At 63.6% G+C, this 16385-nt stretch carries 13 protein-coding genes; 5 read left to right on the top strand and 8 right to left on the bottom strand.

What is annotated here, in order from left to right:
- Positions 1-477: 477 nt before the first annotated feature.
- The 4 genes from D769_RS14020 to D769_RS14005 form a co-directional block, all read right to left on the bottom strand.
- Positions 478-876, bottom strand: a complete 399-nt coding sequence (locus D769_RS14020) for a hypothetical protein (RefSeq protein WP_008646100.1) — start codon at positions 874-876, stop codon at positions 478-480.
- Between the two features lie 175 nt (positions 877-1051).
- Positions 1052-1585 carry a carboxymuconolactone decarboxylase family protein gene (locus tag D769_RS14015; protein WP_008646099.1) on the bottom strand — a complete coding sequence of 178 codons (534 nt, stop codon included), beginning with the start codon at positions 1583-1585 and terminating at the stop codon, positions 1052-1054.
- An 18-nt stretch (positions 1586-1603) separates the two neighbouring features.
- Complete coding sequence (locus tag D769_RS14010; protein ID WP_008646098.1) at positions 1604-2563, bottom strand: tripartite tricarboxylate transporter substrate binding protein; 960 nt, start codon at positions 2561-2563, stop codon at positions 1604-1606.
- A gap of 97 nt (positions 2564-2660) precedes the next feature.
- Positions 2661-3518: an SDR family oxidoreductase gene (locus D769_RS14005; RefSeq protein ID WP_008646097.1), complete on the bottom strand. Its 858-nt coding sequence runs from the start codon at positions 3516-3518 to the stop codon at positions 2661-2663.
- A gap of 107 nt (positions 3519-3625) precedes the next feature.
- Between D769_RS14005 and D769_RS14000 the strand changes: the two genes are divergently transcribed.
- Positions 3626-4645: a LacI family DNA-binding transcriptional regulator gene (locus D769_RS14000; RefSeq protein WP_008646096.1), complete on the top strand. Its 1020-nt coding sequence runs from the start codon at positions 3626-3628 to the stop codon at positions 4643-4645.
- Between the two features lie 35 nt (positions 4646-4680).
- Here the strand turns inward: D769_RS14000 and D769_RS13995 are convergent, their stop codons facing one another.
- Positions 4681-5817 (bottom strand): Fic family protein, encoded by a 1137-nt coding sequence (locus D769_RS13995; RefSeq protein ID WP_008646094.1) that lies wholly within the window; start codon positions 5815-5817, stop codon positions 4681-4683.
- Positions 5818-5971: 154 nt separating this feature from the next.
- Positions 5972-7459, bottom strand: a complete 1488-nt coding sequence (locus tag D769_RS13990) for an efflux transporter outer membrane subunit (protein WP_008646092.1) — start codon at positions 7457-7459, stop codon at positions 5972-5974.
- 122 nt (positions 7460-7581) lie between these two features.
- Between D769_RS13990 and D769_RS13985 the strand changes: the two genes are divergently transcribed.
- From D769_RS13985 to D769_RS13970, 4 genes are all read left to right on the top strand, one after another.
- Positions 7582-8115 (top strand): helix-turn-helix domain-containing protein, encoded by a 534-nt coding sequence (locus D769_RS13985; RefSeq protein WP_035883637.1) that lies wholly within the window; start codon positions 7582-7584, stop codon positions 8113-8115.
- Positions 8116-8138: 23 nt separating this feature from the next.
- Positions 8139-9281, top strand: coding sequence for an HlyD family secretion protein (locus tag D769_RS13980; RefSeq protein WP_008646088.1), 1143 nt, complete (start codon positions 8139-8141; stop codon positions 9279-9281).
- On the top strand, positions 9278-10915 hold the full coding sequence (locus D769_RS13975; RefSeq protein ID WP_080709806.1) for a DHA2 family efflux MFS transporter permease subunit: 1638 nt from the start codon (positions 9278-9280) through the stop codon (positions 10913-10915). The genes D769_RS13980 and D769_RS13975 overlap by 4 nt, the downstream gene beginning before the upstream one ends.
- Positions 10916-11200: 285 nt before the next feature.
- Complete coding sequence (locus D769_RS13970; RefSeq protein ID WP_008646086.1) at positions 11201-12883, top strand: amidohydrolase; 1683 nt, start codon at positions 11201-11203, stop codon at positions 12881-12883.
- A gap of 475 nt (positions 12884-13358) precedes the next feature.
- Here the strand turns inward: D769_RS13970 and D769_RS31045 are convergent, their stop codons facing one another.
- Together D769_RS31045 and D769_RS13960 are read right to left on the bottom strand one after the other, a co-directional pair.
- The gene (locus D769_RS31045) at positions 13359-14741 is read right to left on the bottom strand and encodes a beta-propeller fold lactonase family protein (RefSeq protein ID WP_040011044.1); all 1383 of its coding nucleotides are present in this window, start codon (positions 14739-14741) and stop codon (positions 13359-13361) included.
- A 782-nt stretch (positions 14742-15523) separates the two neighbouring features.
- The gene (locus D769_RS13960; protein WP_008646084.1) at positions 15524-16336 is read right to left on the bottom strand and encodes a YdcF family protein; all 813 of its coding nucleotides are present in this window, start codon (positions 16334-16336) and stop codon (positions 15524-15526) included.
- Positions 16337-16385: the final 49 nt, after the last annotated feature.

The raw sequence follows: 16385 nt of genomic DNA, 5'->3' as shown, positions 1-16385 counted from the left end.
GCAGGCGGGACGGGCTGGGCGCGCGCGGCTAACGCAATGCCTCTCTCGACGATCGAACGAGCACTTGCTGATTGGATCTGCCACCTGAATGTCTCGGCGACGCATCGGACGATGCGTCCCTTCATGGCCAAACCCAGCCATCCCCCCTTCCCCCAAAAAAAGACCCCAGGCTGTGCAGGTATCAGCCTGGGGTGGTAGGTCGGGGATCTGCCTGGGGCTCCACTGCTTGAGCCTTGGCCTGAGCCTTGACGCTTCCATATCCGCAACCCGCGTGCCAGCCCTGGCACGGCTGAAGGCGTCCACGTCGGATTCGCTCGATTGAACAACTTGAAAATCAATCCTTTCAATGACTTACGGGCGTTTCAGACGGCCGGTGCAAGGCCCTTGGTGGCGAACGTCGCCGTCGCGCCGGTGTTACGTGTTACGTAACGCCCGCGCGAATCGGTACGACATGGTGAGTTGGCCGATGGCCTGGGATTACCCGCGTGCGCTGGCGGTGCCGGGCTTGCAGTCTTCGACGATGCCTTCGATACGGCCTTGTCGCAGGATCGGGTGCCACTCGCCCGCGCTGCGGATTTCCACGTCCGAGCCCTGGGCGGCGGCGCGGAGGTAGATCAGGTAGAAGTAGCGCATCTCGGAGGCGGACGCGTGGCCGATGCGGATATCGACCTTGCCCGGTTCCGCATAGGGGACGATGGTCGCTTCTTCCTGCAGCTTGCTCTTCAGGCACTGGACCAGGTCGCCTACGCTGGCATTCGAGTGGATGCGCTTGGGTTCCTGCGACTGGATGTAGTCGGGGGTGTTACCGCCGCCCGCGCAGGCCGCAAGCAAAGGGGCCGCCAAGGCGGCAATCAGCAGAACCCGGGTTTTTTGCATGTGTTTTCCTGAGGCGCCCGCCCCGCGGGCGTGGGTGGTCCGAAGTCGGGCCGGGCGGCGAGCGTGCTTTCTCCGCCGAGCCAGCCACGGTGCCGGCATCGTACAGACCTCGTTGCCTTGGCACAACCGCGTCCGGGGGCCCTCCTGAGGAAAACACGCTGCTGGGGGGCGGCCGTCAGACCACAGGTGGATTCTCGATATCGATCTCAAGGTTCTCCAGGAAGCGGCTGACCAGCATATAGAAGCCGATCGTCATCAGCACCTCAATCAGCTGCTTGTTGGATAGCACCGATGCGACGGCCTCGTATAGCGGGGCCGGCGCCTTGACGTCCCGGACGACCGCATCAGTGAATCGGATCAGCCGGATTTCGAGGTCGGTGAACACCTTTGGGTCCGGCTCGGCGGCGCCATGGTCGAGCACGCTTTCGATCTTGTTCTCCGGCACCCCTGCCTTTCGGGCGACGCGCCGATGCTGATGGATTTCATAGGATGCCCCCGATAGCGCTCCAACGCGCAGGATCACCAGCTCGCGCAAGGTTGGGTCCAGTTCCGATTCGCGCAGGATCGCGCCACCGAGCGCCAGGAATCCCTCCCCCACGGCGCCGCCATGGGGCAGCATCCGGTAGAGGTTCAGCGGCGGACGCGCGCCGATCATCTTCTTGTACGTCGGCGATGCCTGTTCCAGATCGAAGTATGGAAGTCTTGCCATGATTGTCTCCTGCGTTGTCTAGTCGAGTTTGAGTCCGGCGGAGCGGATGACCTCGCCCCAGCGCTGCGTTTCGGCTGCGGCAAAGGCTGCCAGCGACTTCGCCGTACCGCCCTGAGTGTCAGATGCCAGCGCCTCCATTTGCGCAATCATGGTGGGATCCTTCAGGACTGCATTGGCCTCGCGATTGAGCCGGTCCACGATGGCCTGCGGTGTCCCGGCCGGCGCCCACAGCGCGCCCCACCCTGCAACTTCGTAGCCCTTGATGCCGAGTTCGTTGAAGGTCGGAACGTCAGGCAGGATGGACAGCCGTTGGGGCGACGAAACCGCCAGCGCGCGCAGCTTGCCTGCCTTGATATAGGGAAGCGAGGCCGGCAGGTTGTCGAAGAGCACGGACGTCTGGCCGCCCATTACGTCATTCAGCGCCGCGGCGCTGCCCTTGTACGGCACGTGCGTGACCTTGATGCCCGCTCTGGACTCCAACAGCACAAGCGACATATGCGGACTGGTCGAGTTTCCCGGTGTCGCGACGTCGATCTGTCCCGGCGCGGCCTTGGCCATCGCGATCAACTCGGCCAGCGAGGTGGCCTTGTACGACGGATTCACGCTCAGCACATTCCAGACCTTGCCCATCAGCACGATCGGAACGAAATCCTTCACCGGGTCGTAGCCCAGTTTCGGATACAGGCTGACGTTCATCGCGTGCGTGGTATTGGTGCCATAGAACAGCGTGTAGCCATCCGGCGGCGTCTTGGCGACATAGGCGGCCGCGATATTGCCCGACGCGCCCGGACGATTCTCCACCACCACCGGCTGGCCGAGCCGTTTGCCGAGTTGGTCAGCCACCCGCCGGGCGCCTACATCGGTACTGCCACCGGGCGGAAAGCCGAGCACCAGCTTGATGGGCCGGTTCGGATAGTCCGAAGCCGCATGGCCCGGCACGGGCGTCACGGCTGCAAGGCATACCGTCGCGATGGACAAGGCAGTCGGCAGCAGGGCACGCCACCGGCATGACGGGCATGATGGGCGTAACCCGCGCGGCCGGGCGCGAACAAGGGATGCATCCATGCCGCGCTCCTCAGGCCGTCAGGGCCACACCGGCGGCCAGTCCGCCATCCACCTGCAACGCGTGCGCGTTGACGTACGACGATTCGTGCGACATCAGAAACAGGCACGCATACGCCACCTCCCACCCGGTGCCCTGCCGGCCGAACGGCAGCGCCCCACCGACGCGCGCGGGCCGTCGCGCGGTGGCGGCACGGCCCATTGGCGTGTCCATGAGCCCCGGCAACAGGCTGTTGCAGCGGATGCCCTGCTTCTGCCCGGCCATCGCAATGGAACGCGCCAGCGCCACCTGGGCGGCCTTTGACGACTCATAGGCCGGGTTGCCGCTGCTGTTGCGCAAGGCAGCCAGCGATGACATCAGCACGATGGAACTACCCGGCTCCATATGGCGCATGGCCTGCTGCGCGAACAGCATGTTGCTGCGCACGTTGACGGCGTACTCGCGGTCCCACGTGTTGGCGTCCTGCTTATCGATCGGCAAGGCGCTGGAGATGCCCACCACCATGACCAGGCCGTCGAGGCCTCCCATCTGACGAGCCGCGCGCTCGACTAGCGGCGCGATGGTCTCGGCGCGTTCGACATCGGCCACCTCGGCAAAGACGGTCGCGCCCAGGTCCTTCACCTGCCTGCACGTCTCCGCCACGGCAGGTTCGGAAATATCGACGCAGGTCAGCGTGGCGCCTTCACGCGCAAACAGCAGCGAGATCGCGCGGCCGTTGCCGACGGGCGGGTCCGGATCATCGATGACGCGCTGTCCGGCCCCGACGACGAGAATGCGACGCCCCGCCAGTCGGCCGCCAGCGGGCGGGGTTTGTCCCAGAGCCTCGTCAAAACATTGCACTTCCGGATGGATCGGGCGTGTCGCGGTCATGTTGTCTCCGTTGTAGTTCCAGATGTGGAATCGTTTTCCGTGTGGTATTAATTTACCCAGCGAGGAAATCGGCGTCCAACTGTGGAACGTTTTCATTAGGGAAGACCATGACGGGAAAGGCTTCGGTGCGCGATGTGGCGCAGGCGGCGGGGGTATCGGTCGGCAGTGTGTCGCGCGTCCTGAACGGCAACGGCTATGCGAGCCAGGAACTGCGCGGCCGCGTGCTGGCCGCGGTGAAAGCACTCGACTACGAGCCGAGCTTCGCCGCGCGCCATCTGCGTACCGGGCGCAGTCGAACGGTCGGCTATCTGACGACCGATATCAGCAATCCGCTGCTGGCGGCCCATTTCAGCGAAGTCGAGGCGCATATGCACGCCGCCGGCTATTCGATGCTGATCGGCACCACGCGGAACCAGCACCACCGCGACCGCCTGCTGGTCGAACTATTCGAGACGCGCCGGCTTGAGGGCATCATCGCGTCACTGAGCATGGAGAGTTCGGACCCGGCCGAAGACCTGTTCGCCAAGGCGGACCTGCCGATCGTCATCATGGATCGCGAAACGGCATCGCCCAGGGATTGCGTGCTGATCGACCATCGAACCGGACTGAGCCTGGCGGTGCGCTACCTGAAGCAACTCGGCCATCGGCGCATTGCGTTCTTCGGGCCAAAGGAAAGCATCCGTCCAGGCCGCGAGAAGCTGCTCGGCTATCAGGAAGGACTGGCCGAGGTCGGGCTTTCATTCGATCCCGCGCTGGTGTGCACCCTGCCCTCGATGGACTCCTCGCGCGCCGCGATGAAGCAGATGCTGGCGCTGAAGCAACCGCCGACGGCGGTGATCGCGCTGGGCACGCGTCTGCTTTCAGGGGCGCTCTATGAGGCGCGCAAGGCCGGGCTTGAAGTGCCGCACGATCTGTCCGTCATCGCGCTTGGCACGCCGGAAACGCTCGAACTGATGTATCCGCCCCCGACGATGCTCCGCTTCAACACCGCGCTTTCGGCAAAGACCGCGGCGAACCTGATGCTCGACCGGCTCGAAGGCCACTACGCTGGCGAGGCGCGGCGCGTGGTGATACCGATGGATCTTATGTTGGGCGAATCGTGCGCGCCGGTGCGTCCGGGGCGGTAGCGTGCCCAGAACGCCCGGTATGGCAGTCCGCGAATTCAGCGATTGCCGTCGCCTGCCACGTCGTTCAACTCGTAGCTGGTGCTTCGGCCGCCCGCCGCCGCCTTGCGCAGCATCCCCCGCTCGACCAGATCGTTAAGGTCCCGCAGCGCAGTATCGCTGGAGCATTTGGCGATGGCCGCCCATTTGCTGCTCGTGAGCTTGCCGTCGAATCCGTCCAGCAACCGGTTCAACACCTTGATCTGCCGGGCGTTGAGCGCCTGCGTGCCCCAGTGCTGCCAGAAGCGTGACTTGGCCAGGACGTCGTCGAGCGTGACCTGCGCCTGATCCACCGCGCGGTGCAACGTCTCAAGGAACCATGACAACCACGGCGTGACGTCCATCGCGTCCTTCTGCGTCCGTTCGAGGATGTCGTAGTACGCGTTGCGTTCGCGCTGAATCTGGGCGGACAGGCTGTAGAAGCGTTGCGTGCTGCCGTCGGCCCGCGCCAGCATCAGATCGCCGATGGCGCGCGCGATACGGCCATTGCCATCGTCGAACGGGTGCAGTGTCACGAACCACAGGTGAGCAAGCCCGGCGCGGATCAATGGGGCTTCGCCAGACGCGGCGTTGATCCATGCCAGGAAGCGGTCCGTCTCCGCTGGCAGACGTTCGGCGGGCGGCGCTTCGAAATGCACGCGCTGTCGGCCGATCGGGCCGGAAACCACCTGCATGGGCCCCGCCGAGTCGTCGCGCCAGTGGGCGACGTTGATCCGCGACAGGCCCGAATAGCCGGTTGGAAACAGCGCCGCGTGCCAGCCGAACAGCCGCGCCTGGGTCACCGGCGCCTGGCTGTTGGTGGTGGCGTCCAGCACCATTTCGACGACGCCATCGACATGTCGATCGACGGGCGCCAGCGCGCCGATTTCAACACCGAGCCGTCGTGCGATGGACGAGCGCACCGAATGCACGCTGAGATGCTCGCCCTCGATTTCACTGGTCTTGACTACGTCGTCGGTCAGCGCCGCCAGGCACGCCTGATCCCGCAGCCCCATGCCGAGGTCTGCCAGTCGCCCCATCAACATGCCTTGGGCGCGACTGACCTCGGCCATCTGCGAGGCTAGCGCGCCGAGGTCGTAGCGCCAGTTGGGCCAGTCGGGGGCTTGCCAGATGTAGGTGTATTCGCCGCGATTCATGCGGAGATTATGGCCGGCATTCGCCGCACGGGCAAGATATTTACCGCATGATCTGCGGTGAATATCGCCATGATTCCCCGCAAATCGTTTGGGTGAGGCGTGTATGCGTCGATTAATGCGCTTTTAAGCGTAAGACAGAGGCACGTCCAATGGCTCAGGACCATCCACCTCCCAGCGCACGGAACGCCGATACCGCCGCCCGCGCGTTATCTGCCTGCACCCTTGCCTGCTGGTCGCGTGCAGCCAGCAATTGCCGGTCTTCGTCCAGCACTTCATAGAGGCTGACCACCCCGCCTTTGTAGGCATCCTCGGATGCATTTCGCGCACGCTCATGCGCACGGATCTCTACGGCGAGTTCGCGGTTTTGCGATTCGAGCTGCGCCAGCGAGATCAATGCATTCTCGACGTCCTCCGTCGCCTGCAGCATCGACTTGCGATAGGTAGCCAGCGCTTCGGCATTGGCGCCCCTGGCCTGCGCGACTTCCGCATTGACCCGGCCGAAATCGAACAGCCGCCAGCGCAGCCCAGCCGCCGCCGCAGGCTGGAAGGCCTGCGCGGTGAACAGCTTGCCGGCGGACAGGCTTTCGAATCCAAGCAATGCCGATAGCGAAACCTTCGGGTAGTACTCCGCCGTGGCCACGCCAATGCGCGCACTCGACGCCGCCAGCCTGCGTTCGGCGGCAATGACGTCCGGGCGACGTTCCAGCAGGTTTGCCGGGCCCTGCGCCAAGGCGACTTGTGGCACCGCCTGCGTGTCGTGCTTCGAATCGCGCAACTCGGCTGCGTAGGTGCCCGGTTGCGCGCCCATCAGGACGTCGAGACGATTGAGCTGAGTTTCCAGTTCGATCTGCAGCGGCGGAATCGTGACGCGCGTCTGCGAGAGTTGGGCTTCGGCCTGCGCCTGCTCACGCTCCGCCCCGATGCCATCGGCCAGCCGCAAACGCACGAGATCAAGCAGTCGCTGGTTGGTCTCGACCTGCTGCTGCGCGATGGCGATGCGGGCCTGCGCACCCCGCACACGGAAGTAGGCGTCCGCCGCCTCCGCTGCCACGAGAATCCGAACGCCCATGTGGTTCGCCTCTGCCGCCTGCAGTTCGGCGTTGGCCGCTTCGGCACCGCGCCGCAGCCCGCCAGCGATGTCGATTTCCCATGTGGCCGCGGCGCCCACCGAATAGAGCGTCTGGTTGCGGTCATATCCGGGGAATGTGCTGCCGATCTTGCCCAGCGGGCTTTGTACGGACTGATGCAGCTTGGTCACGTCGCCGTAGGCATTGCCTTGCGGAAGCAACTCGGCCCCAGCGAAGTTGGCGGCGGCACGGGCCTGCGCTACGCGGGCAATCGACGCCGCCATATCGAGATTCTGTTCAAGGGCCCGCTCGACGATCTTCGTCAGTACGGGGTCCTGGAAACCGGCCCACCACGTATCCAGCGCCACTGGTTCGCGCGCGTCGTTGATCCCTGCCACGTCGGCGGCGTGCTGGTACTGCTTTGGCATCTCGCTATCCGGCGTGCGGTAGTCCGGCCCAACCGCGCAGGCGGCCATGCCCAGTGCGGCGAGTGTGGCGGCAGCCAGGGCCACGGCGCGCGCGGTGCGTTGAACCAGTCCTTGGGCATGGGTGCCGGGAAGTGCTTTCGGTGCCATCTCGATTCCTTTCGTCAGGTCTCATGCAACGGTTCCTGAAACTGTTTCTTGCATGATGCTAGTGACTAGCCTAGACTAACTTTCATATTGATAGCAACGTCTTTTTTTGAGGACGGACTGCCATGTTCAGAAAGTCACATCGCAATGCGCCCTGCCCGATGGCACGTGGCATCGAGCGCGTCGGAGACCCCTGGACCTTTTTGATCCTGCGAGAGGCGTTCTACGGCACGACCCGCTTCGACGAGTTCCAGAAAGTGCTTGGCATCGCGCCGAACATGCTGACGCGACGACTGAACAGTCTGGTGGACGACGGGCTGCTGACCCGGCGCCAGTACAGCGCCCACCCACCCCGCGACGAATACCTGCTGACCGATCTCGGGCGCGATTTCCGTCCCGTGCTGCTGGCCCTGCTGGCATGGGGGAGCCGCCACTTCTCGCAGGAGGGCGAACTGGTACGTCTCATGGATCGCCGCACCGGCCGCCCGGTGGAATTCGCCCTGGTGGATACGGCCACCGGCACCCCCATCACCGCATCCGATCACTACCTCGCGCCGGGCCCCGCTGCGGGTCCGGGCCTGCGCGCGCGCCTGGAACGCGCCGCTCAGCATCAGCCATCCGATTCGAATACCACCGCGCCCACGATGGGCGCGTGCTAACCATGGAACCACGGAGCACAGTCATGACAAGCACCACCACCGCGAGCCGCGCCCCCGCCGAGGCCGCTCCTTCCAAGGCAGCCCCGGCCAGGCTTGGCACCAACCGGCGGGCGTTGCTGATACGTGGCGCGGGCGCCTTGCTCGTCGTGGCAGCCGCGGGATACGGCTATCACTGGTGGACCGAATCCCGCTTTACCGAAGAGACCGACGACGCCTACGTAGGCGGTGACGTGACGCTGATTGCCGCGAAGGTGCCGGGCTATGTCGCGGAGGTTCTGGTGACCGACAATCAGCAGGTGCACGCGGGAGATCTGCTGGCACGCATCGACGACCGCGACTATCGCGCAGCGCTGGCCAAAGCGGAGGGCGCGGTCGCGTCCGAGCAGGCGCTGATCGCCAATCTCGATGCACGGGAAAAACTGCAGCAGGCGGTGATCGCCGAGGCCCGCGCCGGTGTGGCGGCGGTGGATGCGGAAACCAAGCGGGCGCGGGACGACCAGGCCCGCTACGCCAGCCTGGTCGAGAAATCGGCGGTCTCGATCCAAAGCTCTCAGAAGGCCGATGCCGACTACAAGCAATCGGTCGCCAACGGCCAGAAGGCGAAGGCCGGCGCGGAAGCCGCCCTACGCCAGCTCGATGTGATCGCCACGCAAAGGCAGCAGGCGCAGGCATCGCTGACCCAGGCGATTGCCGAGCGCGACATCGCCCGACTCAATCTTGGCTACACCGAACTTCGCGCGCCGGTCGACGGCACCGTGGGCAACCGCCGCGCGCGCGTCGGGGTCTACGCGCCCAACGGCGGACAGTTGCTGTCGATCGTGCCGGCACGCGGGCTCTGGGTCGATGCCAATTTCAAGGAGGGCCAGCTTGCCCATATGCGGCCCGGCATGCGTGCCACGATCGTGGCCGACGTGATGCCCGGCAAGGTCTTCCACGGCCGCGTCGAAAGCCTGGCACCGGCCACGGGCGCGCAGTTCAGCGTGCTGCCTCCCGAGAACGCCACCGGCAACTTCACGAAGATCGTGCAGCGCGTGCCGGTGCGGATCGTGCTGGATGACGAAGATGCCAGGCTCGGCACCCTGCGCCCGGGCCTGTCGGTGGTGGCGGAAGTCGATACGAAGGCCGCAAAGGTGGTGACGGCAGACACGGCAGCGAGCAAGTCATGAGCGCCGACGTCAGCACGCCTTCCGCTGCGCAGGCGTCATCGGTTCCACCCGTAGCGCCACCCGTTACCCCGATACACTCACCCGGCGAACTGCCGATGGGTGCGCGGGTGTTCGCCTTTGCCTCGATGTGCGTGGGCATGTTCATCGCCCTGCTGGACATCCAGATCGTCTCCGCGTCGCTGCGCGATATTGGTGGTGGGCTGTCCGCAGGCGCGGACGAGACGGTGTGGGTCCAGACCGCCTACCTGATCGCGGAGATCATCGTCATCCCGTTATCCGGCTGGCTCGCGCGCGTCATGTCCACACGCTGGCTGTTTGCCGCATCGGCCGCCGGGTTCACGGCTACCAGCCTGCTCTGCGGCATCGCGTGGAATATCCAGAGCATGATCGCCTTCCGCGCGGCGCAGGGCTTTCTCGGCGGGTCGATGATCCCCATGGTCTTCACCACCGTTTTCGCGTTCTTCCAGGGGCGTCAGCGTGTGGCCGCTGCCGCGATCATCGGTGGCCTGGCGTCGCTGGCCCCCACCCTTGGCCCGACCATCGGCGGCTGGATCACCGACAATTTTTCGTGGCACTGGCTGTTCTTCATCAACCTGGTGCCGGGTATCTTCGTGACGATCGCGGTGCCGGCGCTGGTCAAGATCGACGAGCCCGACTGGTCGCTGCTCAAGGGGGCGGACTACCTCGGCATCGTACTGATGGCGCTGTTTCTTGGCTGTCTCGAATACACCCTGGAGGAAGGCCCCCGCTGGGACTGGCTGGGCGACCGGACGATCCTGACCACGGCCTGGATCTCGGGGCTGGCCGGCATCGGTTTCCTGTGGCGTTCGCTTACGTACAAGAACCCGGTGGTAGATCTACGCGCGCTGAAGGACATCAACTTCGCGCTCGGATGTTTCTTCTCGTTCGTGGTCGGCATCGGAATCTTCGCGACGATCTATCTGACACCGTTGTTCCTAGGTCAGGTACGCGGCTTCAGCGCCCTGCAGATCGGGCTGGCGATCTTCTCCACGGGCCTGTTCCAGGTGCTATCGATACCGTTCTACGCCTACCTGGCGAACCGCGTAGATCTACGTTGGCTGCTGATGTTCGGCCTCGCCCTGTTTGCGCTATCGATGTGGAATTTCGCACCGATCACGCACGACTGGGGCGGCGCGGAGCTGCTATTTCCGCAGGCCTTGCGGGGTATGGCGCAGCAGTTCGCCGTGGCGCCCACCGTTACGCTGACGCTTGGCGGCTTACCGCCGGCACGGCTCAAGCTGGCATCCGGGCTATTCAACCTGATGCGCAACCTGGGCGGCGCCATCGGCATTGCCGCCTGCGCGACGATCCTCAACGACCGGACCAACCTGCACTTCCTGCGTCTGGCGGAACATCTGAACATTCGCAACGAGTCCATGGCTGCTTTCCTCAACGAGGCAACCACGCACGCGATGACGTTGAACAACGAGATCAGCGATGGCAATGCGGCCGCCCTGAAGCAACTCTGGGCGCTGACCATGCGCGAGGCTCACACGCTGACCTACGCCGATGCGTTCCTCGCGATCTTCGTGTGCTTTGTCATCGCGGTTCCAATGGTCGTGCTAATGCGAAAGGTTGCACCGCCGAGCGCGCCGTCTGCGGATGCCCATTGAACGCCAGCTGAATGTCGATTGACCGTCCGATGAACTTCTACTGAGCGGCTATCGAACGTCCATTGGTAACGGTCACGCCGAACGCCCTTGTTTCGGCATTTCCCCGCCTATCGCCCCCTTCTTTTTTCTCTTATGATGCGGCGCACTGTACTACTCGTGCGCCGTCCGATTTCGGCCAGACCAATGTCTGCAATGTCCGATCAAGTACATACAAAGAAGGTGGGCCGGTACTACCATCGCCGGCCACAACACTAAAAAACAAAGCACAACGAAAGGGAGAGATTCTTGAAGAAAGTCATCCGTACCAGTCTGGTAGCGTTGGCAGCCGCCATGACCATGATGCACGCCCACGCAGCCCCAACGCTGGTGGAGTCCGTGCAGGGCTACACGCTGCAGCACGATCAGATCGTGCAGTTCAGCGGCCTCGTGTTCGACCAGGGCAAGGTCGTGGCCACCGGTGACGCCGCTGCCCTGCGCGCGAAGTACCCCGATGCCAAGCGTATCGACGGTCAGGGCAAGACATTGCTGCCGGGCCTGATCGACGCCCACGGCCACGTGTTCCGCCTGGGCTTCAAGACGACCGAGATTTCGCTCTCCGGCACGCGCGACCTGCAGGAAGCTCAGGGCCTGATCCGCGCCTACGGTCAGAAGAACCCTCAGCGACAGTGGCTGCTCGGCTATGGCTGGAATCAAGTGAACTGGAAGCTGGGCCGCTTCCCGACCTCCGCTGAACTCGATGCCGCAGTGTCGGACCGCCCGGTGCGTCTGGTACGCGTGGATGGCCATGCCGCGTGGCTGAACACCAAGGCCCTGCAGGCGGCCGGCATCACGCGTGATACCAAGGACCCGGCCGGTGGCCGTATCGAGCGCGACGCGGACGGCAACCCGACCGGCGTGCTGGTCGACAAGGCCATGGCGCTGGTCAACGATGTGATTCCGCCCTACACCGACAACGATCGCCGTGCCGCGCTGGCCGCCGCCGTCGCACACATGAACGCGCTGGGCCTGACCGCCGTGGGCGATGCCGGCGTGACCGTGGCCGACGACCGCATCTATCGTGAGTTCGCCGACCAGGGCAAGCTGAACACCCGCATCTACGGGATGATTCGCGACACGGGCGACGACTTCAAGGCCCTTTCCGCCAAGGGGCCGCTGATCGGCTACGGTAATGACCGCTACTACCTGCGTGCCGTGAAGCTCTACGGCGATGGCGCGCTGGGCAGCCGTGGCGCCGCGCTGATGGAGCCCTACACCGACGACCACGCCCATAGCGGCCTGCTCTTCATGAGCGATACCGCGATGCAGACCGCCGTGAAGACCGCCCTCAAGGCTGGCTACCAGGTCAATGTGCACGCCATCGGCGACAAGACCAATCACCAGGTGCTCGACGCCATGGAAGTGGCCTACAAGGATGTGGGCGGCCGCGACCTGCGCAACCGGATCGAACACGCCCAGGTGGTCTCGCTGCCTGATATTCCGCGCTTCAAGAAGCTGGACCTGATCGCGTCGATGCAGCCCACGCACGCCACCAGCGACATGAACATGGCGGAAGACCGCATCGGCAAGGAACGCATCAAGGGCGCCTATGCCTGGCAAACCTTCCTGAAACAAGGCACCGTGATTGCCGGCGGCTCGGACTTCCCGGTGGAATCGGCCAACCCGTTCTACGGCCTGCACGCAGCGGTGACGCGTACCGACCATGAAGGCCGCCCGATCCACGGCTGGCACCCCGAGGAAGCGATGACCCTGCCGCAGGCATTCCGCGCGTTCACGCTGGACGCCGCCTACGCCGAGCATCAGGAAAAGACGCTGGGCTCGCTGGAGACCGGCAAATGGGCCGACTTCATCGTGGTGGACCGCGACCTGTTCAAGGTAGCCCCGGCCGATATCTGGAAGATCCAGGTACTGGAAACGTGGGTGGCCGGCGAACGCGTGTATGCGAAGGGTGAGCAGTCGGCGCAGCGCTGAACCGAGTCGTGACTGTGCCGTGATGGCGTGATAGCCGTCGCATGGCAAGAAAGCCCGCTCTCTTCGCAAGAGCGGGCTTTTTCTTTGCGTCTTTCCTGAATGCGATTGACGCCGTCGCGTTGAGGTGGACGAGAGTGCGGGGAGCCTGCTGGTAACCAAGATGATGCGGATTTGGGATGGGCCGGGAAGAAACAGACTCATCCCCTGCTGCCGGGAGGCGACCGGGAGGGGTTCGTCCGCGTTCGGCCATCAAGGGTCATTCATCTGCAACCGTCCTGGATCAAACAGGTGGCCGTTCCTGTCCACTCAACGGTCACTTTGACAGAACTCCATTCCAGTTGTCGGGAGTACTTTCGTAAAGTCATCATCTTGACGCCACGGCCACGCACAAGAGAGAACTGATGGATATCAACACTGATATCCACCAGTTCTCTCGTCCGATTCACGCCCCAGATCCCGGATGACCGCTGCTTACTTAATGCGTTGGCGCGTAGGTTACGACGATGCCTGAAGGCGAAGTGTTCGGCACAATTGCCATTGCCGTGAGGGCCCCATTGACACCAATCGCGTACTGCGAGATGGAATTGCTATCCCGATTCGCCACATAGGCGTACTTGCCTGTCGGGTCGACGGATACGGAAGTTGGACTGGTTCCCGCGGTCACTGCAGCGGTTATCTCCGTGAGCGCACCGTTGGTGCCAATCGCGTACTGCGAGACGGTTCGTCCAGAAAAATTCGCCACATAGACGTATTTGCCCGTCGGGTCGACGGTTACGGACGTCGGCCTATTTCCCGCGTTCACTGCGGCGGTTATCTGCGCGAGCGCGCCGTTGGCACCAATCGCGTATTGCGAGACGGTCCCATCAGAAAGATTCGCTACATAGGCGTATTTGCCCGTCGGGTCAGTCGTTACGGATGTCGGCCAATTTCCTGCTGTCACTGCGGCGGTTATCTCCGCGAGCGCGCCGTTGGCACCAATCGCGTATTGCGAGACGGTGTTGCTAGCCAAATTCGCTACATAAGCGTATTTGCCCGTCGGGTCGATGGTTACGGACGCCGGCGAATTTCCCGCGGTCACTGCAGCGGTTATCTCCGTGAGCGCGCCGTTGGCACCAATCGCGTATTGCGAGACGGTGTTGCTACCCGAATTCGCTACATAAGCGTATTTGCTCGTCGGGTCGACGGCTACAAAATTCGGAGAATGTCCCGCTCCCACAGCGGCCGTTATCTCCGTGAGCGCGCCGTTGGCTCCAATCGCGTACTGCGAGACGGTGCCCCCGTTGAAATTCACCGCATAAGCGTACTTGCCCGTCGGGTCTACGGTTAGGGCTATCGGCTGACCTCCCGCTGGCACCGTGGGGGTTGCCATCGCCATGAGCACCCCGTTGGTACCAATCGTGTACTGCGAGACAGTGTTGGCAGTCTGATTCGTCACGTAGGCATACTCGTTTCTCGAACAGGTAATTGAGATGTCGCTCACCGCACCAGAGGCGACCGTACCAGAGCCGCTGGCCACCACACAGGTTTGCCCCATCGGCTGAGTATTGACCGTCACTGCATAGCTCGCGCCCGAAGTGACTTGCGTCGGAAAACTGAAAGCACCGTTTGCATTGATCGTCAGCGCGTCACCGCCGTTATCCTGCAGCGTGACTTGGGTGCCACGGACCAGCCCGGAGATCGTTCCGCCTATTGTGTAGGTACTGGGTGTCGTCGGAGCGGGGGACGAACCGCCTACTGTGTCGGTACCGGGTGTCGTCGGAGCGGAGGACGAGTCGCCTCCACCACAGGCCGACAGCCCCAGCGTTGCCGTTACGCTGATCACCAGAGCAGGAACAAGATGAGATAGGCCACGAGACATCGAGAATCCTTTTCGTGTTGTTTGTTTGGGGAAGGAGCCACTTTCTTTATTGGCAGCGGCAGTTGGGGCCCGTGGATTGGGACATACCCTTGCGGGCAAATATGCGTCAGCCGCTCCCCATGGGGGAAAGACCCGGCAGAAGAGAGGTTCTACAAACGCCATAAATAACGGCCGAAGCCGCCAGCACTTGAGAGGTTCCGATCCCCCAAAGGCCATGATAAGAGAGATTTCTATTTCGAAAATCATGGGAAAACTACCCTCCTCGGCCAATTGCGGTCAGTCGATGTCGGTCACACCGTTTTCAACGGTAATGCTTTGGAGAATCGCAAGCTCAATGATTACCGCATTGAGGCCGGGGCTGATGCCGTGAGGCAGCTTGATCGTCTGAAGGAATTGGCTCGAGGAGCACCGGCTCACGATCTGGAATATCCTGACTGGCATATTTGACGGGTATACCCTGCGGTCATGCCTGTCAATAAAGCATTCGCACAGAACGGCACCCCTGCGTGTACCCGAAGCGCAAACGGGGAAATGACCGCTTTGGAGATAGCTGAAAGACCGGAACGGGTGGTTTCCCGACACCCCCCCCAATCACCAAGAAAAAAGAAAAAGCCCTCAGGCCGGGAGGAATGAGGGCTGGAAGTGGTAGCAGGCGAGTCGCGGCAAACGCCTGTGGCGGCATGATGACCGGATCGCCTGCCGTTGCACATCGCTAATTCTGGGGATATGCACGGCCGGCGGCTCTGCTTATCGGCGTCTGCCGACGCCGTCCGGAATGTCTTTTAGTACTCGCCAAGCACCCAGCCGCTGATATACGCGAAATACTCGCGCAGCCAGGCGTTGTAGCGGATATAGAGCGGCGTGGCGGCAGCTGCGCCGGAAAGTGTCGTAAAGCCCGCTTTGCGGGCGATCCGCTCGGCGCGCAGCAGATGGAAGTCGCTGGTTACCACCATCACGGGATCGGTAGCACGGACGCCGTGTTGGGCCAGTATCTCGCGGCTGAACTGCATGTTTTCCGCCGTGCTGGTGCTGCGGTCCTCGCGGATCAGGCGATCCGGCGCCAGACCGTGCGCCAGCAGGTAGTCCCCCATGATGCCGGCCTCGGTGCAGGGCAACCGGCCGAAATCCTGCCCACCGCTGACGACCACCGATGCCGCCGGGAAACGGCTGGCCTGTTCCAGCCCTTCATCGAGCCGGGCCGCGAGCGTGCGTGATACCTCGCAGTTGGGTGAGCCGGAACCCAGAATGACGATCGCCACGGGGGCACCCGCCGCCGATGCGTTCGGCGCCAGGTCGGCGATGCCGTGGCGCATGTGCTGGAAGAACATGGCGACGCTGGCCAGCCACACGATCAACCCGGCCCAGCCGGCGCGCCAGAGCCATTGCCGCCATGGCACCGCTGCGCGCCACCGGGCGATGGCGGCCCAGCGCCAGGCCAGGCCCATCAGGGCGACACCCAGCGAAAACGGCAGCACGATGCCGAAGTTGAACACGCCCATCAGCATCAGAGCGATGCCGTCGCCCGCCAGCAAGGCTCCCACCACAGCCATGGCCAGTCGCCATGCAGGCTTGCCGCCGTACTGCTTGTCGATCATCACCCGCCCGAGAAGTTGTCGTCAGGCGGGCAATGCTACCCGCACCGCG

Origin of the sequence: Cupriavidus sp. HMR-1, assembly GCF_000319775.1 — a bacterium.
Lineage (GTDB): Bacteria > Pseudomonadota > Gammaproteobacteria > Burkholderiales > Burkholderiaceae > Cupriavidus > Cupriavidus metallidurans.
The sequence above is the reverse complement of the archived record's forward strand: the minus strand, read 5'-3'. Positions and strand labels throughout refer to the sequence as shown.